This is a genomic window from Kiloniellales bacterium, from assembly GCA_030066685.1.
Lineage (GTDB): Bacteria > Pseudomonadota > Alphaproteobacteria > Kiloniellales > JAKSBE01 > JAKSBE01.
This window is the reverse complement of the sequence record JASJBF010000014.1, coordinates 19,046-40,141: the sequence shown is the minus strand read 5'-3', so window position 1 is coordinate 40,141 and position 21,096 is coordinate 19,046. Positions and strand designations below refer to the sequence as shown.

Annotated in this window: 20 protein-coding genes; 9 read left to right on the top strand and 11 right to left on the bottom strand. The window is 69.6% G+C overall.

From position 1 onward, the window contains the following. Nucleotides 1-75: 75 nt before the first annotated feature. Entirely contained in the window at nt 76-546 is a 471-nt protein-coding gene (locus tag QNJ30_09900) for a DUF1203 domain-containing protein (protein ID MDJ0943769.1), read from the top strand. Between the two features lie 173 nt (nt 547-719). Here the strand turns inward: QNJ30_09900 and QNJ30_09895 are convergent, their stop codons facing one another. The 6 genes from QNJ30_09895 to QNJ30_09870 form a co-directional block, all read right to left on the bottom strand. Then, a complete protein-coding gene (locus tag QNJ30_09895) occupies nt 720-1,868 on the bottom strand; it encodes a PLP-dependent aspartate aminotransferase family protein (GenBank protein ID MDJ0943768.1) in 1,149 nt (382 codons plus the stop codon). Between the two features lie 59 nt (nt 1,869-1,927). Further along, nucleotides 1,928-3,031 (bottom strand): phosphatase PAP2 family protein, encoded by a 1,104-nt coding sequence (locus QNJ30_09890; GenBank protein ID MDJ0943767.1) that lies wholly within the window; start codon nt 3,029-3,031, stop codon nt 1,928-1,930. A 355-nt stretch (nt 3,032-3,386) separates the two neighbouring features. Continuing rightward, nucleotides 3,387-3,827, bottom strand: coding sequence for a hypothetical protein (locus tag QNJ30_09885; protein MDJ0943766.1), 441 nt, complete (start codon nt 3,825-3,827; stop codon nt 3,387-3,389). Nucleotides 3,828-4,013: 186 nt separating this feature from the next. Next, on the bottom strand, nt 4,014-4,475 hold the full coding sequence (locus QNJ30_09880) for an NfeD family protein (protein MDJ0943765.1): 462 nt from the start codon (nt 4,473-4,475) through the stop codon (nt 4,014-4,016). Further along, nucleotides 4,472-5,500: an SPFH domain-containing protein gene (locus QNJ30_09875; protein ID MDJ0943764.1), complete on the bottom strand. Its 1,029-nt coding sequence runs from the start codon at nt 5,498-5,500 to the stop codon at nt 4,472-4,474. The genes QNJ30_09880 and QNJ30_09875 overlap by 4 nt, the downstream gene beginning before the upstream one ends. A 116-nt stretch (nt 5,501-5,616) precedes the next feature. Then, a complete protein-coding gene (locus QNJ30_09870) occupies nt 5,617-6,906 on the bottom strand; it encodes a DUF3422 domain-containing protein (GenBank protein MDJ0943763.1) in 1,290 nt (429 codons plus the stop codon). A 195-nt stretch (nt 6,907-7,101) separates the two neighbouring features. Here QNJ30_09870 and tldD point away from each other — a divergent pair, with 195 nt between their 5' ends. Continuing rightward, the gene (gene tldD / locus QNJ30_09865; GenBank protein ID MDJ0943762.1) at nt 7,102-8,535 is read left to right on the top strand and encodes a metalloprotease TldD; all 1,434 of its coding nucleotides are present in this window, start codon (nt 7,102-7,104) and stop codon (nt 8,533-8,535) included. 150 nt (nt 8,536-8,685) lie between these two features. On the opposite strand, the gene QNJ30_09860 is transcribed toward tldD, so the two are convergent. The 3 genes from QNJ30_09860 to QNJ30_09850 form a co-directional block, all read right to left on the bottom strand. Beyond that, nucleotides 8,686-9,180, bottom strand: coding sequence for a RidA family protein (locus QNJ30_09860; GenBank protein MDJ0943761.1), 495 nt, complete (start codon nt 9,178-9,180; stop codon nt 8,686-8,688). A gap of 100 nt (nt 9,181-9,280) precedes the next feature. Then, on the bottom strand, nt 9,281-10,645 hold the full coding sequence (locus QNJ30_09855; protein MDJ0943760.1) for a glutamate--cysteine ligase: 1,365 nt from the start codon (nt 10,643-10,645) through the stop codon (nt 9,281-9,283). 45 nt (nt 10,646-10,690) lie between these two features. Continuing rightward, on the bottom strand, nt 10,691-11,521 hold the full coding sequence (locus tag QNJ30_09850) for a 16S rRNA (uracil(1498)-N(3))-methyltransferase (GenBank protein MDJ0943759.1): 831 nt from the start codon (nt 11,519-11,521) through the stop codon (nt 10,691-10,693). 74 nt (nt 11,522-11,595) lie between these two features. On the opposite strand from QNJ30_09850, the gene ubiA reads away from it, so the two are divergent. The 4 genes from ubiA (at nt 11,596) to aceA (ending at nt 16,151) form a co-directional block, all read left to right on the top strand. Further along, the gene (ubiA, locus tag QNJ30_09845) at nt 11,596-12,543 is read left to right on the top strand and encodes a 4-hydroxybenzoate octaprenyltransferase (GenBank protein ID MDJ0943758.1); all 948 of its coding nucleotides are present in this window, start codon (nt 11,596-11,598) and stop codon (nt 12,541-12,543) included. Between the two features lie 6 nt (nt 12,544-12,549). Further along, on the top strand, nt 12,550-13,227 hold the full coding sequence (locus QNJ30_09840; GenBank protein ID MDJ0943757.1) for a 50S ribosomal protein L11 methyltransferase: 678 nt from the start codon (nt 12,550-12,552) through the stop codon (nt 13,225-13,227). A gap of 146 nt (nt 13,228-13,373) precedes the next feature. Beyond that, complete coding sequence (locus QNJ30_09835; protein ID MDJ0943756.1) at nt 13,374-14,558, top strand: fumarylacetoacetate hydrolase family protein; 1,185 nt, start codon at nt 13,374-13,376, stop codon at nt 14,556-14,558. Between the two features lie 294 nt (nt 14,559-14,852). After that, on the top strand, nt 14,853-16,151 hold the full coding sequence (aceA, locus tag QNJ30_09830) for an isocitrate lyase (protein ID MDJ0943755.1): 1,299 nt from the start codon (nt 14,853-14,855) through the stop codon (nt 16,149-16,151). Nucleotides 16,152-16,331: 180 nt separating this feature from the next. On the opposite strand, the gene QNJ30_09825 is transcribed toward aceA, so the two are convergent. Beyond that, nucleotides 16,332-16,727: a hypothetical protein gene (locus QNJ30_09825; GenBank protein ID MDJ0943754.1), complete on the bottom strand. Its 396-nt coding sequence runs from the start codon at nt 16,725-16,727 to the stop codon at nt 16,332-16,334. Nucleotides 16,728-16,807: 80 nt separating this feature from the next. After that, nucleotides 16,808-17,716 carry a type IV pili methyl-accepting chemotaxis transducer N-terminal domain-containing protein gene (locus tag QNJ30_09820; protein MDJ0943753.1) on the bottom strand — a complete coding sequence of 303 codons (909 nt, stop codon included), beginning with the start codon at nt 17,714-17,716 and terminating at the stop codon, nt 16,808-16,810. A gap of 337 nt (nt 17,717-18,053) precedes the next feature. On the opposite strand from QNJ30_09820, the gene QNJ30_09815 reads away from it, so the two are divergent. Genes QNJ30_09815 through QNJ30_09805 form a run of 3 tightly spaced genes read left to right on the top strand, consistent with a single transcriptional unit; the run spans nt 18,054 to nt 21,081 of the window. Further along, entirely contained in the window at nt 18,054-19,484 is a 1,431-nt protein-coding gene (locus QNJ30_09815; protein MDJ0943752.1) for an aldehyde dehydrogenase family protein, read from the top strand. A 13-nt stretch (nt 19,485-19,497) separates the two neighbouring features. Next, nucleotides 19,498-20,415 carry a dihydrodipicolinate synthase family protein gene (locus QNJ30_09810; GenBank protein MDJ0943751.1) on the top strand — a complete coding sequence of 306 codons (918 nt, stop codon included), beginning with the start codon at nt 19,498-19,500 and terminating at the stop codon, nt 20,413-20,415. Between the two features lie 51 nt (nt 20,416-20,466). Further along, complete coding sequence (locus QNJ30_09805) at nt 20,467-21,081, top strand: LysE family translocator (GenBank protein MDJ0943750.1); 615 nt, start codon at nt 20,467-20,469, stop codon at nt 21,079-21,081. Nucleotides 21,082-21,096 lie beyond the last annotated feature (15 nt).

Below are 21,096 nucleotides of genomic sequence, written 5' to 3'. Positions count from 1 at the left end.
AGCTCCGGATAGCGGCACCTCGGGCCCGGAGATACAAGGCGGCATCCTTTACCTCTTGCAGCAAGGGAGCTCGTCATGTCCGGTTATCGTGTCGTCGGCCTCGACAGCAACTTCGCCCGCCAGGTCCGGGAGCAGCGCCGGGACGCCTTCGGCGAGCCCGTCGAGGTCTTTCCCACTGACGATCCGCGCAAGCCCTGCCGCCATTGTCTGGACAGCATCGGCCTGGAGCAGGAGGTCCTGCTCCTGTCCTATCGGCCCGCGCCGGTGCCCGGGCCCTACAGCGAGGTCGGTCCGATCTTCGTGTGCAACGAGGCCTGCGCGCCCTTCGCGGCGGAGAACCGCCTGCCGCCGGTCCTCCAGGGCCGGAGGGTCGTCGTGCGCGGCTACACGGCCGAGGAGCGGATCAACTACGAGGCCTCGGAGATCGTCGAGGGCGAGGACGCCGAGCCGGTGATCCGCCGCTTCCTGGAAGACCCGAAGAACGCCTACCTGCAGATCCGCACCGCCCTCTACGGCTGCTTCCTCTGCAAGGTGGAGCGGGCTTAGGCGCTGAGATCGCTATCCGCACGGCCCCTGCCTTTTCAATGTCATCCCCGGACTTGATCCGGGGATCCATGCCGCCGCTCGGCCATTGCCATGGATCACCGGGTCAAGCCCGGTGATGACAGCAGACGGGTAGCAGAGAGGGCGCGCTGGGGCGACGGCCGCTTCTGCGCGCCTCAGATCCGCGCCAGCGCCTGCTCGAGGTCGGCGATGAGGTCGTCGGTGTCCTCGATGCCGACGGAGAGGCGCAGCAGGTTATCGGCGACCGCCGAGTGCGGACCCTCGATGGTGGCGCGGTGCTCGATCAGGCTCTCGACGCCGCCGAGCGAGGTCGCGGTAACAAAGAGCCGGGTCCCGGTCGCCACGGCCTTGGCCTCGGCCGTGCCGCCCCTGACCATGATCGAGAGCATGCCGCCGAAGCCGCCGGTCATCTGCCGCCTGGCGACGTCGTGGCCGGGATGGCTTTCCAGGCCGGGGTAGAGCACGGCCTCCAGCTTGGCATGGCCCTCGAAGTGGCGGGCCAGCGCCAGCGCGTTGCGGGAAGCCTGGTCGAAGCGGATGGCCAGGGTGCGCAGGCCGCGCAGCAGCAGCCAGGCCTCGAAGGCCCCCAGCATGCCGCCGGTCAGGTTGCGCACCAGCTTGACCTCCTCCCAGCGTTCGTCGGCCTTGGCCGCGACCAGCACGCCGGCGGTCACGTCGCTGTGGCCGTTGAGGTACTTGGTCGCCGAGTGGAAGACGAAATCGGCGCCGAGCTCGATGGGCCGGGTGGTGACCGGCGGCGCCACGGTCGAGTCGACGCCGAGCAGCGCGCCGGCTGCGTGCGCCGCCTCGGCGGCGGCGGCGATGTCTATGACCTGCCAGTTCGGGTTTGTGGCCGACTCGATCCAGACGATGTCGGTCTCCCCGGGCCGGATCGCCCCGGCGAGGGCGGCCGGGTCGGAGGCGTCGAAAAGGGTCAGGCCGATGCCGCGGCGCTGCGAGATGCGGCGCAGCCAATCCTGGGCGGCGTGGTACATGACCCGCGGCGCCACGACGTGGCGGCCGCCGTCGACCGTCTCGAAGAGGCTGGTGACCGCGGCCATGCCCGAGCCGAAGAGCCGGGCCTCGGCGCCGCCGTCCAGCTCCGCGAAGACGCGCTCGGCGAGGTCGTCGCTCGGGCTGCGGGTTCGTGCGTAGCGGTAGGCGCCGAGCGGCTCGTGGTCGGTGCCCCGGGCGAAGGTCGTAGCCGGCTGGATCGGCGGGCTGACGGCACCGGTCGCCGGGTCGAGGTAGTGGTCGATCTGCGCCAGGATCGATCTCGGCGATAGCGCGCGCTCATCCGTCATGTCCGCCCTCCCAGCGCGTCGGATCCCAGATCAGCGCATGCCGGAGCGGCGCGCCGGAGTCAAGCCGCGGCGGGGCGCGGCCGCGCGCCGCTGCGGCGGAACAGGGGATCGAGGTCGAGCAGGCGGCCGGCCAGGAGCCAGAGCGGCCAGGCCAGGGCCACGGCGAGGTAGCCGTCGATCGCGTAGTGCCAACCGAGGTGGACCGAACCGATCAGGATGAAAAGGAAGAAGACCGTCGTCGCCCAGCCGAGGATCCGGTTGGTCCGCCAGCCCAGGAGCACGAAGAGGAAGGAGGAGGCGACGTGCAGCGAGGGCATGGCGGAGATGCCGCCCGCCCCGATCAGCCGGCCCGCCTGGTAATCGGCCCAGAGCATGTCCTGGACGGCGACCGCCGGAACGTAGTGGCTCTCCGCGGCCGCGCGCAGATAGGCCATCAGGGGCGAGAAGGGATCGGCCTTTCCGGTCACTGCGCCGTAGTAGCAGGGCCCCGCCGAGGACAGCAGCGTGGCGGCCAGGGAGCCCAGCAGGCTCCAGATCAGGACCGTCGACAAGAGGTACTGCATCCGGAGGTGCGGGTCGGCGAGGGTGAAGCCCTGCCAGAACATCACGGCGTAGAGCACGAAGAACCAGAGGTGATAGACGAAGTTGATCGCCGTGGTGACGGGTGGAAAGCCGAGAACCGGGTGCAGCAGCTCCCAAGGCGCTTGGCCGCCGTGCAGGGCCTCGTCCCATCGCGCGAAGGCCGGATCCCAGGAAAAGGGCTCGATCAGCGGGATCATCACCTTGAAGGAGGTGAAGACCGAGAAGAAGATCGGCAGGATCAGGAGCAGGACCGCGGCGTTGGCCAGGCGTTCGGGGTCGAGGAAGCGCTCCCGGTAGTCCTTCAGGAGATGGGCGATCAGCCGGGCCGGCCGCTTGACCAACATGACATGAAGCGCGTGGCCGATCGCGAAGGCCAGAAGGAAGCAGGCCAGGAGGAGCGGCAGCGCGTCGTTGTAGAGCGACAGCCGGGCGTAGTCCCCGAGGCCGAACAGCCGGGGTACGACCTGGCCGAAGAGGGCGTAGACGAAGACCGCCGTGATGAACCAGACATGGACGCGCAGCGCACGCCGGAGGTATGCGCCCAGGATGCCGGGCACCGCCGAGACGGTCAGGGTCTGCATGGCGTGGCCTCGTCAGCTGATGCCTGACCAAGGTCCTAGTGGAGCGAGATTGGCAAAGCCTTAACCGGCGCCGCGACGGCGTCGGGTTCCCCTTGCAGCGACCTCGGCACCGGGGGCTCGGCCAACATGGCGCGCCGCCGCTTTCGCGCAAGTGGGCGCGACCGCGCCACACCGGCCGCCGCCCGGGCGATCAGGGGTCGCGGCCGAGCCCTGCGCTGGGAGTCCAGCCGCCTTCAGCGCAGGCCCGGAGAGCGGCCGGCGCCGGAAGCGAGGTCAGGCCGCCGAACGGCGGGCCTGGCCCGTCGTCACCGGCGCCCGTGCCGTGACCGTGTTACCGCCTAGATTGGGGTGCCGCTCACTCCCTGAGCTCGAAGCCGAGGCCGCCGGCGCTCAGGTCGATCTCGACCCCCTCCTGGTCCGCGCTCAGATGTATCTTGACCTTGGTGTCCTCGTTCTCCAGGACCGAGATCGACTTGCCGACGACGAAGGCCCCGCCGGCGCCGAGCTTGCCATACTTGCCGTTGAAGTCCTCGACATTCGTGAGCCCGAAGACCTCGCCTTTGCCGCTGACCTTGGTGAAGCCGGCCGTCACCAGCTTGCCACCGGTGACCTTGAAGGGAAGCTCGGTGCCGTCCTTCAGCGTGAGCACACCGCTGCCCCATTGAACGCCGACCCCCACGCCGACGTTCGTCGATTGGAACGTGAGGGTCGCATCCGGCTCTTCGTCGGCACGCGCCGTGGTGTGAAGGATCAGGGATACGACCAGGAAGGTCGCAAGCAACCTGGCGACTGCCATGCTCTTTCTCCGTTTCGCGTACGTTGCGCCATTCGCGATGAACCGGACGTCTCGACCGGGAGCCGCCCGGCCGCGAGAGCATGACATACAACTTTTCGATGTGCCACCGACGTGGCGCCTAATGGCAGGTGGCACGGCCCCGATCCGTCTTGCCCGGCGTTGCGATGCGCGACGACAACCGCGCGCTCAGCCCTGGACGGCGGCGGCCTCGCGCTCGACCTTGAGGACCGTGCCCTCGACCCCGGTGACCCGGACCTTGGTCCCGGCCGGCAGGTCCTCGCCCTCGATCTTCCAGCGGCTGTCGTCGACCCGGACCACGCCGGTGCCGTTGGTGATGCCGTCCTGGAGGGTGAAGACCCGGCCGACGTACTGCTCGCCCCGGCGGTTCAGGCTCGGCTGGTCGCTCTCGGTCGGATTACGCTTGTGATAGACCCGCCAGCCCGCGATCGAGCCGACCGAAAGGACAGCGAAGACCAGGAACTGCACCTGCCAGGAGATGTCCGGCACCGCAAGCAGCATCGCACCGACGATCCCGGCCGAGATGCCCATCCACATGAAGATGGCGCCCGGCGCGAAGACCTCGATGATGACCAGAGCGACGCCGGCGATCCACCAGTGCCAGAACTCGATCTGCTCCAGCGGGCTCATGGCGCAGCGCTTCCGCTCGGCGGCACGCTGCCGCCGGCCGGCGGCACCGGGCTTCGCGGGCTCGGCGGCCGGGTGCCGTTGCCGCCGCCACCACCGCTGCCGCTGTTGAAGGCGTCGCGGGCGATATCGGCAATGCCGCCGATGGCGCCGATCACGCCCGCCGCTTCCATCGGCAGGAAGAAGGTCTTCTGGTTGGGCGAGGTGGCGAACTGGGCCAGGGCGTCGACGTAGCGCTGGGCGACGAAGTAGTTGATTGCCTGGACGTCGCCGCGGCCTATGGCCTCCGAGACCATGGTCGTCGCCTTGGCCTCGGCCTCGGCCTCGCGTTCGCGGGCCTCGGCGTCGCGGAACGCCGCCTCGCGGCGGCCTTCAGCGGCCAGGATCTGAGCCTGCTTCTCGCCCTCGGCGCGCAAGATCTCGGCCTGCCGATGGCCTTCGGCCTGGAGGATGTCGGCGCGCTTGTCGCGCTCCGCCTTCATCTGCCGGGCCATGGCGTCGACCAGGTCGGTCGGCGGGGTGATGTCCTTGATCTCGATCCGGGTCACCTTGATGCCCCAGGGCTCGGTCGCGTCGTCGACGATGGACAGCAGGCGGGCGTTGATCTGGTCGCGCTCTGACAGCAGCTCGTCCAGGTCCATGGAGCCCATGACGGTACGGATGTTGGTGATCGCGAGGTTGAGGATCGCCCGCTCCAGGTTGCGGACCTCATAGGCGGCCTTGGCCGCGTCCAGCACCTGGAAGAAGACCACCCCGTCGACCTGGACCACGGCGTTGTCCTTGGAGATGACCTCCTGGGAGGGGACGTCGAGGACCGTCTCCATCATGTTCATCTTGGCGCCGATCCGGTCGACGACCGGCACGATCAGGTGCAGCCCGGGCCTGAGCGTCCGGGTGTAGCGGCCGAAGCGCTCGACGGTGTACTCGTAGCCCTGGGCCACCGACTTGACGCCCATGGCGACGATGACGACGGCCAGGAGGACGATGACGATGGCGAGGATGCTGAAGGCATCGATGGCGAAGTCCATGTCTGGGATCTCCGGGACGTGAGGGCGGAATCGCAGCCCTCGGATGGTTAACGGATTCCTGCCGTTACTATAGGTGAGAGGCTAAGGATTTCCTAAGCGTCAACGCGGCCCTCGGGTCAGCCCTGGCGGTCGCTCTGCCGGGTCACGTAGCGGCGGACGCGCCGGACCCCGTACCAGGCGAGGCCGGCGACGACGGGGATCGCGATCCCCGGGGCGACGTCGGCGTCCAGCGGCAGGCCCGAGACCTTGAGGGCCTTGGCGGCATAGGCGACCAGGCCGACGACGTAGTAGGTGATCGCCGCCACCGAGAGTCCCTCGACCGTCTCCTGCAGGCGCAGCTGCAGCTTGGCGCGGCGGTCCATGCGCGCCAGGACGTCCTGGTTCTGGGCCTCCAGCTCGATCTCGACCCGGGTGCGCAGCAGCTGGCCGGCCCGGGTCAGGCGCCGGGACAGGCGGTCGATGCGGTCGCCGGTCGCCTCGCAGGTGCGCATGGCCGGGCTGAGCCGGCGGTCCATGAACTCGCCGAAGGTCTGCAGGCCTTCGAGACGCGTCTCGCGCAGCTCCTCGATCCGCCGCAGGACCAGGGCATGGTAGGCCTTGGCCGCGGCGAAGCGATAGCCGCTGACCGTGGCGGTCTGCTCGATCTCGGCGGAAAGCGCCGTAAGGTCGCCGAGCAGCTTGCGTTGCTGCTCCAGCTCGCCGACCTCGGGCATCAGTCGGGTGACCTCGAGCAGGCGGCGGCCGGCCTCGGTGAGCTGCGGGCCGAGGCGGCGTGCCACCGGCAAGGCGAGCAGGGCCATCATCCGGTAGGTGTCGATCTCCAGCAGGCGCTGCAGCAGGCGGCCGGTCTGCCGGGGCCGCAGGTCCCGGTCCTTGATCAGCAAGCGGCCGAAGCCGTTCGGCCCGACGGTGAAGTCCATCCAGGCCGCCGCCGCGCCGCCGACCGCCGCGGCGCCGCAGAAGGCGTCGTTTCCGAAGAAGGCGAGCAGCTCTTCGTAGGACGGCTCCGGTGCCTTCGGTCCCAGGATCTCGACCCGGGTCGCCGCCATCACCTCGCCCGGCAGATCGTCCAGCCAGGACTGAGGGACCTGCTCGGTCGCAAGCCGGGTGAAGGGTGCGGCCTCGGGATCCTCGGTGGCGTAGAAGGTGTAGGTGGAGAACTCGGTGTGGCGCTCCCACTTCAGGCTGAAGGCACCGAAATCGAGCAGCAGGTGAATGTGGTGATCCTGGGGGAGCGAGACGCCGAAGTGGGCGCAGAGCCGGGCCAGGTGCGCACGATCCTCGGCCCCGCCGCCTTCGCCGGTGAGCAGGGCCAGGTGCAGCGCGCGCAGCGGCGCCGCCAGCTTGGCGTAGGGCCGGGCGTGGAGTTCGTCGTTCAGGCTCTGTCGCAGCGGGTGGTCTTTCATGGCACGCGGCCCTTTCCCCCTCCTGGCTCCGCGATCTCGTTTGACGGCCTAGGGTGATCACCCATCCGCCTGCGGCCGGCTGGCTTTGCCTCAGGCCGCGCCCATATGTAGAACTATATCGACCGGGATCTGCAACCGGCTGGATTTTCCTGGCGCCGAGCCTGGCGCCCGCCTTTACTCCGAGAAGGGCCCCCGATGAGTCACATCGCCACCACCGACGACCTCTTCTTCACCCGCGCCGGCCTCGACCGCGCCCGCCTGGAGTCCATCGTCGACGAGGCTCTGGCCGGCGCCGACGACGGCGAGCTCTTTCTCGAATACCGGCAGTCCGAGGCCCTGTCGCTGGACGACGGGCGGATCAAGTCGGCCAGCTTCGACACCATGCAGGGCTTCGGCCTGCGGGCCATCGCCGGGGAGGCGGCGGGCTACGCCCACGCCAGCGAGCTCTCCGAGGCGGCGGTGCGCCGCGCCGCCGAGACGGTGCGCGCGGTCCACGCCGGGCGCAGCGGCAGCCTGGACGGCGGGCCGCAGGGCACCAACCGCCTGCTCTACGCCGACGACAACCCGCTCGGCGACCTCGGCCACGAGGCCAAGGTCAAGCTGCTGACCGACCTGGACGCCTACGCCCGCGGCAAGGACCCGCGGGTCAAGCAGGTCATGGCCTCGCTCGCCGGCGAATGGCAGGCGGTGCAGATCCTGCGGCCGGGCGGCCAGCGCCTGGCCGACGTGCGGCCGCTGGTCCGGCTCAACGTCAACGTCGTGGTCGGCGAGGGCGAGCGCATGGAGAGCGGCAGCTACGGCGGCGGCGGACGGATCGCCTTCACCACCCTGGTCGAGCCGGACTACTGGCGCGCCGCGGTCGACGAGGCCCTGCGCCAGGCCCTGGTGAACCTGGAGTCGGTGCCGGCGCCGGCCGGCGAGATGCCGGTGGTCCTCGGGCCGGGCTGGCCCGGGGTCATGCTCCACGAGGCGGTCGGCCACGGCCTGGAGGGCGACTTCAACCGCAAGAAGACCTCGACCTTCTCGGGCCGGATCGGCGAGCAGGTCGCCGCCAAGGGCGTGACCGTGGTCGACGACGGCACGATCAGCGACCGCCGCGGCTCGCTCACCATCGACGACGAGGGCACGCCCAGCGAGTACACGGTGCTGATCGAGGACGGCGTGCTGGTCGGCTACATGCAGGATCGGCAGAACGCCCGCCTCATGGGCATGAAGCCGACCGGCAACGGCCGGCGCCAGAGCTATGGCCACATCCCCATGCCGCGCATGACCAACACCTACATGCTGGCCGGCCCCCACGAGCCGGCGGAGATCCTGGCCTCGGTGGACAAGGGGCTCTACGCGGTCAACTTCGGCGGCGGCCAGGTCGACATCGTCTCGGGCAAGTTCGTCTTCACCTGCACCGAGGCCTACATCGTCGAGGACGGCAAGCTGGGCCCGGCGGTCAAGGGCGCGACCCTGATCGGCAACGGCCCCGACGCCATGACCCGGGTCCGCATGGTCGGCAACGACATGAAGCTGGACAGCGGCATCGGCACCTGCGGCAAGGACGGCCAGGGCGTCCCGGTCGGCGTCGGTCAGCCGACCATGCTGCTGGAGGGCCTGACCGTCGGCGGCACTGCGGCGTAGCTGCCGGCCGTCTACAAGGTGTCATCACCGGGCTTGACCCGGTGATCCATGGTCGGGCCGAGCGCGGCTTCGACCATGGATGCCCGGATCAAGTCCGGGCATGACAGCAGTGTTTCATTGCTCTACTGAGACTCGCCGGGCGAGTCGCCCTCACCCTTCTTCGGGGAGGTAGTCCTCTTCGCTGAAGTTCTTGCCGAAGTCGGCGAGGGCGGCCTCGGCGCGGCCCATCTTGCGGCCGCCGCCGTTCGCGGCCTCGGGGATGTGGACCGCGGCGTAGGCTTCGATCTCGACCAGGAAGCTGGGGTTCGACAGGCCGGCGACGATCAGCACGGTCGAGGCGGTGGTGACCTCGCCCAGCACCTCGTCGCGGACCGAACGGTAGACTTCGACGTCCTGCATCCGGGTCAGGTAGGCGGTGACCTTGACCAGGTCGCCCGGCACCATGCCCGCGGCGTCGAGGACCGAGAGCAGGTTCCGCCAGGCCATCTCGATCTGCGGCTTCGGCCCCTCGGCCAGGCGCCCGTCGGCCTTGACGCCGACCTGTCCCGAGATGAAGACGATGTTGGCCGGATAGGGGACCTCGACGCCATGGTGGTGGCGCAGGTTGGAGGCGGAGAGGCCGGCAGGGTTGTGGATCTTCAGCATGGCGGTCCCGCTCGTCTAGCACCAAGAGTCTTTCGACTTGGTTAGTGGCGGTCGGTCGTGAGGGGGACGGTCGTGAAGGGGCCGGCCGGGCGCCAGCGGGTCAGTAGGCGCACTCGCGGTAGAGCGCCTGGAAGTCGATCCGGTCGTCTTCGAGGTAGGCGTCGATCAGGCCCTGAGCCGGGCAGATCCCGGTCTCGACGGTCTCGTAGAGCACCTTGAGGAAGCAGCTCTCGTCGCGGCCCTGCCAGTCCTCGCGCTTGCGGGCGGCCAGGCCGGCGGCGGCCAGGTCCAGGACCTCGCGGGCCAGGTCGTTCAGGGGCCGGCCGCGGAAGGGGGTCTTCAGGCCCTGGCGCGGCACCGCCGAGCGCAGGTAGGCGTGCTCCTCCGGGGTCCAGTCCTTGGCGATATCCCAGGCCGCGTCCAGCGCCCCCTGGTCGTAGAGCAGGCCGACCCAGAGCGCGGGCAGGCCGCAAAGCGAGCGCCAGGGCCCGCCGTCGGCGCCGCGCATCTCGATATAGCGCTTGAGGCGGACCTCGGGGAACAGGGTGGTGACGTGGTCGGCCCAGTCGCTCATGGTCGGCCGCTCGCCGGGCAGGGCCGGCAGCCGGCCCTCCAGGAAGTCGCGGAAGGACTGGCCGCTGGCGTCGAGGTAGGCGCCGTCGCGGTAGACGAAGTACATGGGCACGTCGAGCACGTGGTCGACGTAGCGTTCGAAGCCCATGCCGTCCTCGAAGACGAAGGGCAGGATGCCGGTGCGGTCGGGGTCGGTGTCGGTCCAGACGTGGCTGCGGTAACTCAAGAAGCCGTTGGGCGCGCCGTCGGAGAAGGGCGAGTTGGCGAAGAGCGCGGTCGCGATGGGCTGCAGCGCCAGTCCGACCCGGAACTTCTGCACCATGTCGGCCTCGGAGGCGAAGTCCAGGTTGACCTGCACGGTGCAGGTCCGGAGCATCATGTCGAGCCCCAGCGCGCCCTGCTTCTGCATGTAGGCGCGCATGATGTCGTAGCGGCCCTTGGGCATGATCGGGATCTCGTCGCGCGCCCACTTGGGCAAAAAGCCGAGGCCGATCAGGCCGACGCCCAGGGGCTCGGCGACCTGCTTGACCTCGTCCAGGTGGCTGTGGACCTCGCCGCAGGTCTGGTGGATGGTCTCCAGCGGCGCGCCGGAGAGCTCGAGCTGGCCGCCCGGCTCCAGGGTGATGTTGCAGGCGCCCTTCTGCAGGGCGATGGGGTTGTCGTTCTCGAAGACCGGCTGCCAGCCCAGCTCGGAGAGGCCTTCCAGCAGGGCCCGGACGCTGCGCTCGCCGTGATAGGGCAGCGGGCGCAGGCTCTCCCAGCAGAACCCGAACTTCTCGTGCTCGGTCCCGATGCGCCAGTCCTGGACCGGCTTGCAGCCCGCCTCGAAGTAGCGGACCAGGTCGGCCCTATCGGTGATCGGGGCACCCTTGGTTTGCGGCGGGGCGGACATGGGCGATCGCTGACCTGGAAAAGGAGAGAAGGAACGAGGGTCGCGTCAGTCTCCATCGCGCAGCGGCGGCCGCGACCGGCCGTCGCCCAGAATCGCCTGCCAGGCGGCGATGGCGGCCAGGGCCGCCGTGTCGGCGCGCAGCACCCTCGGGCCGAGTCCGACCTTGATAGCAAAGGACAAGTCGCTGAGAGCGTCAAGCTCGGATCGCGCGAAGCCACCCTCCGGCCCGGTCATGATCGCCCAGGGTCCGGCGGCGAATTCGGGGCTCTCCCGGCGCAGCGGAAGCAGCGCCTCGGCGATCGGCCTGGCCCGGCCGCTCTCGGCGCAGACCAGGAGCCGGCGCTCCTTGGGCCAGGCGTCGAGCAGCTTGCCGAAGTCGGCGACCGGGCGGACCTCGGGCAGGTCCAGGCGCTCGCACTGCTCCGCCGCCTCGCGGGCGTTGGCCTGCAGGCGCTCCAGGTTGACCCGGCTGACCGCGGTGTGCCGGGTCATCATCGGCTGCAGCGCGGCGCAGCCCAGCTCGGTCGCCTTCTCGACCAGGAAGTCGAGGCGGGCCCGCTTGACCGGCGCGAAGACCAGCCAGAGGTCCGGCCCGCCCGCCTGGGGTCGGCGCCGGGCCTCGACGGCGAGCGAGCACCAGCCCTTGCCCAGGCCCTCGATCCGGGCCAGCCATTCGCCGTCGCGGCCGTTGAAGAGGGCGACGGGCGCGCCCCGCTCGAGGCGCAGCACGCTGCGCAGGAAGTGGGCGCGGGCGTGGTCCAGGCCCAGCGTCAGGCCGGCGCCGAGCTCCGCCTCGGTCCAGAGCCGGGTGACCGGGCGTGGGCCCGAAGCGCGATCGCCGGAGCCTTGATCACCTGGCGCCTGATCGTCGGTCATGACGCTTCCCCGCGGCGGGCCTTCTCTTGAACCGGGACTTGAGGCGGGCCGGGCCGCCCGGGCAAGATAACAGCATGACGCCGCCCTCCCAGACAACGACCCAGGCCGCGGCCGGGGCCAGCGACATCCGCCGCGACCACTGGACCCTGCGCCTGTCGCCGGCGCCGCTGCGGCCCTACCTGCGCCTGGCCCGGCTCGACCGGCCGATCGGGACCTGGCTGCTGCTCTTCCCTTGCTGGTGGGGCCTCGGCCTGGCCGCGGCCGCGGCGGGCGCCTGGCCGAACTGGCTCTACGTCCTGCTGTTCGCGATCGGCGCCCTGGTCATGCGTGGCGCCGGCTGCACCTACAACGACCTGGTCGACCGGGACTTCGACGCCAAGGTCGCGCGCACCGCGACCCGGCCGATCCCCAGCGGCGAGGTGACGCCGCGCCGGGCCGTCGTCTTCATGGGCCTGCAAATGCTGGTCGGCCTGGCTGTGCTCCTGCAGTTCAACGGCTTCTCGATCCTGCTCGGCCTGGCCTCGCTGGCCCTGGTCTTCACCTATCCCTTCATGAAGCGGATCACCTACTGGCCCCAGGCCTGGCTAGGACTGACCTTCAACTGGGGCGCCCTGATGGGCTGGGCGGTCCTGGAGGGCAGCCTGGCCCTGCCGGCGATCCTACTCTACGCCGCGGGCATCGCCTGGACTCTGGGCTACGACACCATCTATGCCCACCAGGACAAGGAGGACGACGCCCTGATCGGGGTCAAGTCGACGGCGCTGAAGTTCGGCGCCGCTTCCAAGCCCTGGATCGTGGCCTTCTATGCCGTGACCGTGGCGCTGCTGGCGGCGGCCGGCCTCGCCGCCGGGCTCGGCATGGCCTACCTCGTCGCCTGCGCCGCAGTGGCGGTCCAGCTCGCCTGGCAGGTCCGCACCCTCGACATCGACGACCCGCAGAGTTGCATCGACCGCTTCCGCTCCAACCGCTGGACCGGCTGGCTGCTCTGCGCCGGCTGCCTCGCCGAGACGGCCCTGGCCTGACCCGGGATGATCGAGGACCCTGCCGCCTTCGTCCGCGACAACACGGCGGTCGAGCGGCCGGCCCTAGTGCCCGAGATCGCCCTGCACCTGGCCAGCGAGGTCGTGCCGCTGTGGCAGGCGACCGAGGCCGACCTGGCCGAGACCGGCCTTCCGCCGCCCTTCTGGGCCTTCGCCTGGGCCGGCGGCCAGGCGCTGGCGCGCTTCCTGCTGGACGAGCCGGACTGGGTCGCCGGCAAGCGGGTGCTTGATTTCGCGGCCGGCTCCGGGGTGCAGGGGATCGCCGCCGCCCTGGCCGGCGCGGCCCGGGTCGAGGCCAGCGAGATCGACCGCTTCGCCCTGGCCGCCCTGGCGCTTAACGCCGAGGCCAACGGCGTCGCCCTGGCGCTGCGCGACGAGGACGTCGTCGGGCTGCCCAATCCCGGCTGGGAGGTCGTCCTCGCGGGCGACGTCTGCTACGAGCGGCCCATGGCCGAAAGGGTAGCGCGCTGGCTGGGCGGCCTGGCGCGCGGGGGAGTGACGGTGCTGCTGGGCGATCCCGGCCGCAGCTACCTGCCCAAGGCGGGCCTGACGCGCCTCGCCCGCTACGCGGTCCCGACCACCCGCGAGCTGGAGGACAGCGACCTGCGCAACGCCGTGGTCTGGCAGGTCACGGAGGAGATCGCCTGGGCGACCGAGGCGGGATGACGGCGGCCGCAACCTTCTCCCTCCCCCTTCGATGGGGGAGGGCCGGGGTGGGGGTGACTTCTGGAAATCGGCAAGTTGGTGTCCGCCTGCTATTCTGTCCCGATATCTTGGGCCGCCGAGCCGCGCGGTGCAGAGGGGAGACGGGGATGCGGGAACATCTGACGCCTGAGGCGGTGCTGCCGGCGGACGGCACGGCGGGAACCCTGGTCGGGCGGGCCTGGGTGCCCGGGAGCCCGGCGGGGCCCAGCGTGGTGGCGATCCGGGAGGACGGCGTGATCGACCTCTCGGGCGTCGCGGCCACCATGGCCGATCTCATGGCCGCCCCGGACCCGCTGGCCCTCGCCCGCGCGGAGGGGCCGAGGTTGGGCGACCTCGAGACGATCCTGGCGAACAGCGCCCAGGACGCGCGCGACCCGGCGCTGCCCTGGTTCCTGGCGCCGGTCGACCTGCAGGTGCTCAAGGCCAGCGGCGTGACCTTCGCGACCAGCCTGCTGGAGCGGGTGATCGAGGAGAACGCCCGCGGCGACGCCGCCAAGGCCGAGTCCATCCGAGCCACGATCACCGAGGTCCTCGGCGGCGACCTCTCCCAGATCGAGCCCGGCTCGGAGGCCGCCCGGCGCCTCAAGGCGCACCTGATCGAGGAGGGCGCCTGGTCGCAGTACCTGGAGGTCGGCATCGGTCCCGACGCCGAGGTCTTCACGAAGGCGCCGGTGCTTTCGGCGGTCGGCCTGGGTGTGGAGATCGGCATCCGCGGCGATTCGACCTGGAACAACCCGGAGCCGGAGCTGGTCGTCGTGGTCGACCCCGAGGGGCGGATCCGGGGTGCGACCCTGGGCAACGACGTCAACCTGCGCGACTTCGAGGGCCGGAGCGCCCTGCTGCTCGGCAAGACCAAGGACAACAACGCCTCGACCGCCCTGGGGCCCTTCATCCGCCTGCTCGACGAGGACTTCACCCTGGACGACTTGCGGCGGACTACGATCAGCCTCAGGGTCGCCGGCGAGGACGGCTTCGAGCTGACCGGGACCAGCTCGATGGCCGAGATCAGCCGCGATATCACCGACCTGGTCGGCCAGACCTTCGGCCCCAACCACCAGTACCCGGACGGCTTCGTCCTCTTCGCCGGGACCATGTTCGCGCCGATCGAGGACCGCGACGCGCCGGGCCAGGGCTTCACCCACAAGCTGGGCGACCTGGTCACCATCTCCTGCCCGGAGCTGGGCGGCCTGACCAACCGGGTCACCACCTGCGACAAGGCCCCGCCCTGGACCTTCGGCCCCGGGGCCCTGATGCGGAACCTGGCGGCGCGGGGGCTGCTTTCGCGCGGATGAACCGGGCGGCGGCGCCACCGCGTCAATTCAGCCGGGCCTGACCGCCGCGTCGGCGGCCTCCGCACAATCCGACGCCTCGGCCTGTCGAGCTGCGCCAATGACGTCTTGCGAATACCAAGGCGTCATCCTCCCATGTTTGGGTTTTCGCAACCTTCAATTCAAGAAATATTATGAGATCTGTGGTAAAAGCTCGACTATTGCTAAGTGATATTTAAGAAATAACGGCCGCCCCCTGGATTGTCATGCCGCAAGTCGGCAACCCTCGCGCGGCCAGCTCTGATCGGAGACAGAAAGATGGCACCGTTGGACAGCGACCTTGCGGTTTACAGCGACGCGGCCCGCTCGGACGACCTGCACGCCCGCCGCTACGAAGGGATCCTGCGCGACTACACCTCCGCCGACGTCGAGCGGCTGCGCGGCTCGATCCGGATCGAACACACCCTGGCGAGGCTCGGCGCGCGCCGGCTGTGGGAACTGATGCATGCCCGCGACTTCGTGAACTCGCTGGGCGCCACGACGGGCAACCAGGCGATCCAGATGGTCCGGGGCGGTCTCGAGGCGATCTACCTCTCCGGCTGGCAGGTGGCCGCGGACGCCAATCTGTCCGGCAACATGTATCCCGACCAGAGCCTCTATCCGGCCAATTCCGTGCCCGCCGTGGTCAAGCGCATCAACCAGGCGCTGCAGCGCGCCGATCAGATCGAACACGCCGAAGGTGGCGTCAAGCACTACTGGTTCGCGCCGATCGTGGCCGACGCCGAGGCCGGCTTCGGCGGGCCGCTGAACGCCTTCGAGCTGATGAAGGCGATGATCGAGGCGGGCGCGGCCGGCGTTCATTTCGAGGACCAGCTGGCCTCGGAGAAGAAGTGCGGCCATCTGGGCGGCAAGGTGCTGGTGCCCATGAAGACCTTCATCCGCACCCTCAATGCCGCCCGCCTGGCCGCCGACGTGATGGACGTGCCGACGGTGCTGATGGGCCGCATCGACGCCGAAAGCGCCAAGCTGATCACCAGCGACATCGACGCGCGCGACCATCCCTTCATCGACCGCACGACCCGCAGCGACGAAGGCTTTCACCCGATCAAGCCGGACGGCCGGATGGAATACTGCATCGCCCGCGGCCTGGCGTTCGCGCCCTATTGCGACCTGCTGTGGATGGAGACCTCGAAACCGAACCTGGAGCAGGCTCGCACCTTCGCCGAGGCCATCCGCAAGGAATTCCCGGACAAGATGCTGGCGTACAACTGCTCGCCCAGCTTCAACTGGGAGGCCAATCTCGACCGCGACACCATTGCCCGCTTCCAGCGCGAGATCGGCGCCATGGGCTACAAGTTCCAGTTCGTCACCTTGGCCGGCTTCCACAGCCTGAACCTGGCCACCTTCGAGCTGGCCAGGGGCTACAAGGCGCGCCAGATGGCGGCCTACTCGGAGCTGCAGCAGGCGGAGTTCGCCGCCGAGGCCGCGGGCTACACTGCCACCAAGCACCAGCGCGAGGTCGGCACCGGCTATTTCGATGCCGTGTCGATGGCGATCAGCGGCGGCCGCGCCTCGACCACGGCCATGGCCGACTCCACGGAGAGCGATCAGTTCTGACATCCTCCCGAGCCTCAAGGGGAGACGGGGCCGAGCGGCCTGGTCTTTGTCTTTGGGGGCGTGCCTTGGCTACGCCATCACCGACCTGGTCGGCCGGACCTTCAGCCCCCGGGGGCCTGATGCGGAGCCTGTCGGCGCGGAGCTTGCTAAAGTATTAGAGGTGACGGCGCCGGGCGGCGGTCACGGGCTCGGCGTTGCTTCGCAGGTCCCCTGGCTCATGGCCGTGCCGCCGCCCCAGTAGATGCGGTGGCTGTAGCGGCCGTCCGGCTGGATGCGGATCCAGGCCCGGCCGCTCTCGAGCCGGATCACCAAGTCGCCGTTGCCGCCGACGCGCGCCCGAACCGAGGGCTCCGGGCCCTCGAAGTCGACCGTCGCAAGATCGCCGGCGACAGAAACCCTGAACGGGGACGTCGGGATCCTCGTCCGGCCGGCGCAGGCGATATGGATGTTCCGGCAGAAGAACGGTCGAAGCGGCTCGCAGTCGTAGCTGCGCGCCGCATCGTCGGCCCCGGCCGCCCCATGGGGAGGGAGCGCGAGAGCCAGTGGTAGTAGCAGCAGCAGCAGCGCGGGTCGCATCGCCTGCGAGGCTATCCGGCTCCCGGCCCCTCGACAACGTCCGCCGGCCCGAGGGACGCTGGCGGAAAGCGCGCTCGCGCCTACTTCGCCTCGTACATGTCGACCGCGTTGTCCATCTCGGTGAGCAGCGTGACGTTCAAGCTCGCCACGTCCGCGATGGCGTTCTGGTCGATCTTCCCGCCCTTGAGCGCGGCCTCCATCATCGGCTTGAACTCCTGCCAGACCCGCTCGACCGTGCGGAGCTGAGAGCGGATGCGCGGCGTCGGCGCGGGGATGATCCGCTCCTTGGGATCACCGACGAGCAGGGCGGTGAGGAACTTCTCGAAAGTGGCCATGGTCTCGGCGAGCTTCTTGCGGTTCTCCTGGACCTCGTGGCCATAGACGATCAGGAGGTACTCGGTGGACATCTTCTGGGTCAGCATGCGCTGCCGCCCGGCGATGTTGACCAGCCGCTCGGCAAGCGAGAAGGCCTTTTTGTCCTTGTTGCTGAGCTCTTCGTAGGCGTTGACCGCCTCGTGCATGGCGCTCAGCAGGGGCAGGCGGATCTCGGCGATGCGCGCCACGCTTTCCACCGTTATGCTGTCCTTGGACTTGCTTGCCAGGAGCAGGCTTTCGAACTCCGGCCAGAGCTCCTCGACCCGGGACAGCCGGGCGCTGATCGTGCCGTCCTCCACGGTCTGGAGCTCCAGGTCGGCATCGCCGAAGCGCAGCCCTTTCAGCACCCGGGCGAAGGTCTCGCGGCTGTACTTCAGGTTCCGCAGGTTTTCCCGCTCGTTGTAGCCCAGCGCGACCAGCAGAAACTCCTTGCTCATCTTCTGCGACAGCATGCGCTCGCGGCCTGCGAGGTTGATGATGTGCTTGAAGTTGACGTCGCCCGCCGCCGCGCGCGCCGGCGCGATCACGCCGCGGGCGGAATGGATCCCCGTCACCTGCACGCCGATGCCGATGACGACAAGACAGCCGATCACGATTGCTGATTTCTTGAGCATGAGACCTCTACCCCTGCAGATTCGAGCCGAAGTACCGAGTCTGACCGCTTCTTCCGCGGCCAGAGAAAAAGCAGGCAAAAAAATGGGTCGCGGACGATCCATTCACCTGAATGCCAGCGAACCTTTGCGATTTATGCCAATTATGATTTAAAAAGCGGTTTAGAAGCTAAATAAAAAATCGCTTAGTCCTATTTCTTCTAAGGGTTTTCTGAGCCTTGTCTGACTTTTCGGAGCTGTGGTCGGTTCCGTTTGGTGTCCGGCCGGCGGAAGAAATCACCCGTGGCCTGGCGGACGGCTTCGCACTAAAACAGGGGCCAAAGCGCAAAGGGAGGAGGCCATGCTGCACGCCAATCTGATCGCCGGGGAATGGGTCGAGGACGGGGAAGTCGCGCCCAACATCAACCCCTCGAACACCGCCGAGGTGGTCGGCGAGTACACCCGCGCCGGCACCGAGGCCGTCGACGCCGCGGTGGCCGCCGCTCGCACCGCGCAGCCCGCCTGGGCCGAGGCCAGCCCGCAAGTCCGCCACGACGTGCTGGAGGCCGCCGGCGCGGCGATCATGGCGCGCAAGGAAGAGCTCGGGCGCCTACTGAGCCGGGAGGAGGGCAAGACCCTGGCCGAGGGCATCGGCGAGACCATCCGCGCCGCCCAGATCTTCAAGTTCTTCGCCGGCGAGGCCCTGCGGCTGCGCGGCGAGAAGGTCGCCTCGGTGCGCCCCGGCGTGGAGGTCGAGATCGCCCGCGAGGCCCTAGGGGTGGTCGGCCTGATCACGCCCTGGAACTTCCCGATCGCGATCCCGGCCTGGAAGATCGCGCCGGCGCTGAGCTTCGGCAACGCCGTGGTGCTCAAGCCGGCCGACCTGACCCCGGGCTGCGCCTGGGAGCTGGCCAAGATCCTCGACGACGCCGGCCTGCCCAAGGGCGTCCTCAGCCTGGTGGTCGGCCGCGGCTCCACCGTCGGGGCGCGCCTGGTCGAGCATCCCGACGTGGACGCCATCTCCTTCACCGGCTCGGTCGCCACCGGCCGCGGCATCGCGGTCACGTGCGCCGAGACCCACAAGAAGGTGCAGCTGGAAATGGGCGGCAAGAACCCCATGGTGGTGCTCGACGACGCCGACCTCGGGGTCGCGGTGCCGGCCTGCGTCAACGGCGCCTTCTTCTCGACCGGCCAGCGCTGCACCGCCTCCTCGCGCCTGATCGTGACCGAGAAGATCCACGACGCCTTCGCCGAGAAGCTGACCGCGGCGGCGGCCGGCCTCAAGGTCGGCGACGCCCTGGACCCGGAGACCCAGGTCGGCCCGGTGGTCGACCAGAGCCAGCTCGACCAGAACCTCTCCTACGTCGCGCTGGCCGGTCAGGAGGGCTGCGAGGTAATCGGCGGCGAGCGCCTGGAGCGGGCGACCGAGGGCTTCTACCAGGCGCCGGCGGTCTTCCTGGGCGCGAACAACGGGATGCGGGTCAGCCGCGAAGAGATCTTCGGGCCCTGCGCCTCGATCATCAAGGTCGCCGACTTCGACGAGGCCCTGGCGGTCGCCAACGACACGGAGTTCGGCCTGTCCTCGGGCATCTGCACGACCAGCCTGAAGCAGGCCGCCGCCTTCCGGAAGAAGTCCCAGGCCGGCATGGTCATGGTCAACCTGCCGACCGCCGGGGTCGACTACCACGTGCCCTTCGGCGGCCGGAAGGGCTCCAGCTACGGCCCGCGCGAGCAGGGCAGCTATGCCGCCGAGTTCTACACCACGGTCAAGACCGCCTACATCGCGCCGTGAGGGGAGCCGGCCGATGACCGAAGCCTACAGCGGGGTCTTTCCGATCGCGCCGACGCCCTTCGACGACCAGGGCGGGCTCGATCTCGAGGGCCAGAAGCGGGTGCTCGAATGCATGGTCGACCAGGGGGTCGACGGGATCTGCATCCTCGCCAACTATTCGGAGCAATTCCTGCTCTCCGACGAGGAGCGGGAGGTGCTGCTCGAGCTCTGCCTCGCCCAGGTCGCCGGACGGGTGCCGGTGATCGTCACCTGCAGCCACTTCTCGACCCGGATCGCCGCGGCCCGCGGCAAGCGGGCGGCCGAGGCGGGGGCGGCCATGCTGATGCTGATGCCGCCCTACCACGGCGCGGCGCTCAAGGCGGGCGACGAGGGTATCGTCGAGCACTTCGCGGCGGTGGCGGAGGCCGCGCGGATCCCGGTCATGGTCCAGGACGCGCCGCTCAGCGGCGTCGACCTGTCGGTGCCGTTGCTGGCCCGCCTGGCGCGGGAGATCGGCGAGGTCGGCTACTTCAAGATCGAGACTCCCCAGGCCGCCGCCAAGCTGCGCGCCCTGATTGAGGCCGGCGGCACGGCCGTCGAGGGGCCCTTCGACGGCGAGGAGTCGATCACCTTGATGGCCGACCTCGACGCCGGCGCGACCGGCACCATGCCGAGCGCCCTGCTGCCCGACCTGATCCGGCCCGTGCTGGTCCATCATCGCGAAGGCCGCCGCGACGAAGCCGCCGCCCGCTACGCCCGCATCCTGCCGCTGATCAACTTCGAGAACCGGCAGTGCGGCCTGCGCGCCTGCAAGACCGTGATGATGGAGGGCGGCGTCATCAAGTCCGATACCGTCCGCCATCCACTGGCCCCGCTGCACCCGGCGACCCGGGCCGAGCTGCTGGAGCTGGCCCGCGAGCAGGCGCCGCTGGCGCTGACCTGGGGCCGGTAGCGGGACCGCGGGTGCGCGACAGGCCGACAGCGAGTCGAGAGAGCCTGCCCCATGGGCGTTGAGACCTTCGTCGCCTTCACCGTCGCGATGATCGTCCTCTCCGCGACTCCGGGGCCGGGCTGCGCGATGGTGATCGCCCGGGCGCTCGCCGGCGGCTTCCGGTCGGGCCTGGCGGCGGTCCTGGGGCTGGTGCTGGGCGACCTCCTTTACCTCGTGCTGGCGGTCTTCGGCTTGAGCGCCCTGGCGACCCTGATGGGCGAGTTCTTCCTGGTCGTGAAGATCCTGGGCGCGGCCTACCTGATCTGGCTGGGCGTCAGGTGCTGGCGCGCGCCGGTGGATCCCGGGTCGGCTCGGCCGTCGCGCGACCGCCGCGGTCTGGGACGGTCCTTCGGCCTCGGACTCTTCGTCACGCTCGGCAACCCCAAGGTGATCCTGTTCTACGTCGCCTTCGTGCCGACCTTCGTGGATCCGACCGCGCTCTCGGCCTGGGACCTCGCGCTGCTCTGCAGCGTGGTCGCGGGCGTCCTGCTGGCGGTGCTGGGCGGCTATGCCTCCCTGGCGGCGCGGGCCGGCCGCCTGTTCCGCTCCGAGCGCGCCCTGAGGCGCCTCAACAGGATCTCGGGCGGCCTCCTGATGGGCGCCGGGGTCGCTGTTGCGACCCGCTGAGCCCGGTTCAATCCG

What these genes read in the sequence shown, in the direction of transcription:
- QNJ30_09895 (MDJ0943768.1), bottom strand. Translation starts at nt 1,868, where the DNA reads ATGACGGATGAGCGCGCGCTATCGCCGAGATCGATCCTGGCGCAGATC.
- QNJ30_09870 (MDJ0943763.1), bottom strand. Translation starts at nt 6,906, where the DNA reads ATGAAAGACCACCCGCTGCGACAGAGCCTGAACGACGAACTCCACGCC.
- QNJ30_09805 (MDJ0943750.1), top strand. Translation starts at nt 20,467, where the DNA reads ATGGGCGTTGAGACCTTCGTCGCCTTCACCGTCGCGATGATCGTCCTC.
- QNJ30_09815 (MDJ0943752.1), top strand. Translation starts at nt 18,054, where the DNA reads ATGCTGCACGCCAATCTGATCGCCGGGGAATGGGTCGAGGACGGGGAA.
- aceA (MDJ0943755.1), top strand. Translation starts at nt 14,853, where the DNA reads ATGGCACCGTTGGACAGCGACCTTGCGGTTTACAGCGACGCGGCCCGC.
- ubiA (MDJ0943758.1), top strand. Translation starts at nt 11,596, where the DNA reads ATGACGCCGCCCTCCCAGACAACGACCCAGGCCGCGGCCGGGGCCAGC.
- QNJ30_09835 (MDJ0943756.1), top strand. Translation starts at nt 13,374, where the DNA reads ATGCGGGAACATCTGACGCCTGAGGCGGTGCTGCCGGCGGACGGCACG.
- QNJ30_09825 (MDJ0943754.1), bottom strand. Translation starts at nt 16,727, where the DNA reads ATGCGACCCGCGCTGCTGCTGCTGCTACTACCACTGGCTCTCGCGCTC.
- QNJ30_09850 (MDJ0943759.1), bottom strand. Translation starts at nt 11,521, where the DNA reads ATGACCGACGATCAGGCGCCAGGTGATCAAGGCTCCGGCGATCGCGCT.
- QNJ30_09885 (MDJ0943766.1), bottom strand. Translation starts at nt 3,827, where the DNA reads ATGGCAGTCGCCAGGTTGCTTGCGACCTTCCTGGTCGTATCCCTGATC.
- QNJ30_09855 (MDJ0943760.1), bottom strand. Translation starts at nt 10,645, where the DNA reads ATGTCCGCCCCGCCGCAAACCAAGGGTGCCCCGATCACCGATAGGGCC.
- QNJ30_09890 (MDJ0943767.1), bottom strand. Translation starts at nt 3,031, where the DNA reads ATGCAGACCCTGACCGTCTCGGCGGTGCCCGGCATCCTGGGCGCATAC.
- QNJ30_09880 (MDJ0943765.1), bottom strand. Translation starts at nt 4,475, where the DNA reads ATGAGCCCGCTGGAGCAGATCGAGTTCTGGCACTGGTGGATCGCCGGC.
- QNJ30_09860 (MDJ0943761.1), bottom strand. Translation starts at nt 9,180, where the DNA reads ATGCTGAAGATCCACAACCCTGCCGGCCTCTCCGCCTCCAACCTGCGC.
- tldD (MDJ0943762.1), top strand. Translation starts at nt 7,102, where the DNA reads ATGAGTCACATCGCCACCACCGACGACCTCTTCTTCACCCGCGCCGGC.
- QNJ30_09875 (MDJ0943764.1), bottom strand. Translation starts at nt 5,500, where the DNA reads ATGGACTTCGCCATCGATGCCTTCAGCATCCTCGCCATCGTCATCGTC.
- QNJ30_09900 (MDJ0943769.1), top strand. Translation starts at nt 76, where the DNA reads ATGTCCGGTTATCGTGTCGTCGGCCTCGACAGCAACTTCGCCCGCCAG.
- QNJ30_09810 (MDJ0943751.1), top strand. Translation starts at nt 19,498, where the DNA reads ATGACCGAAGCCTACAGCGGGGTCTTTCCGATCGCGCCGACGCCCTTC.
- QNJ30_09840 (MDJ0943757.1), top strand. Translation starts at nt 12,550, where the DNA reads ATGATCGAGGACCCTGCCGCCTTCGTCCGCGACAACACGGCGGTCGAG.
- QNJ30_09820 (MDJ0943753.1), bottom strand. Translation starts at nt 17,716, where the DNA reads ATGCTCAAGAAATCAGCAATCGTGATCGGCTGTCTTGTCGTCATCGGC.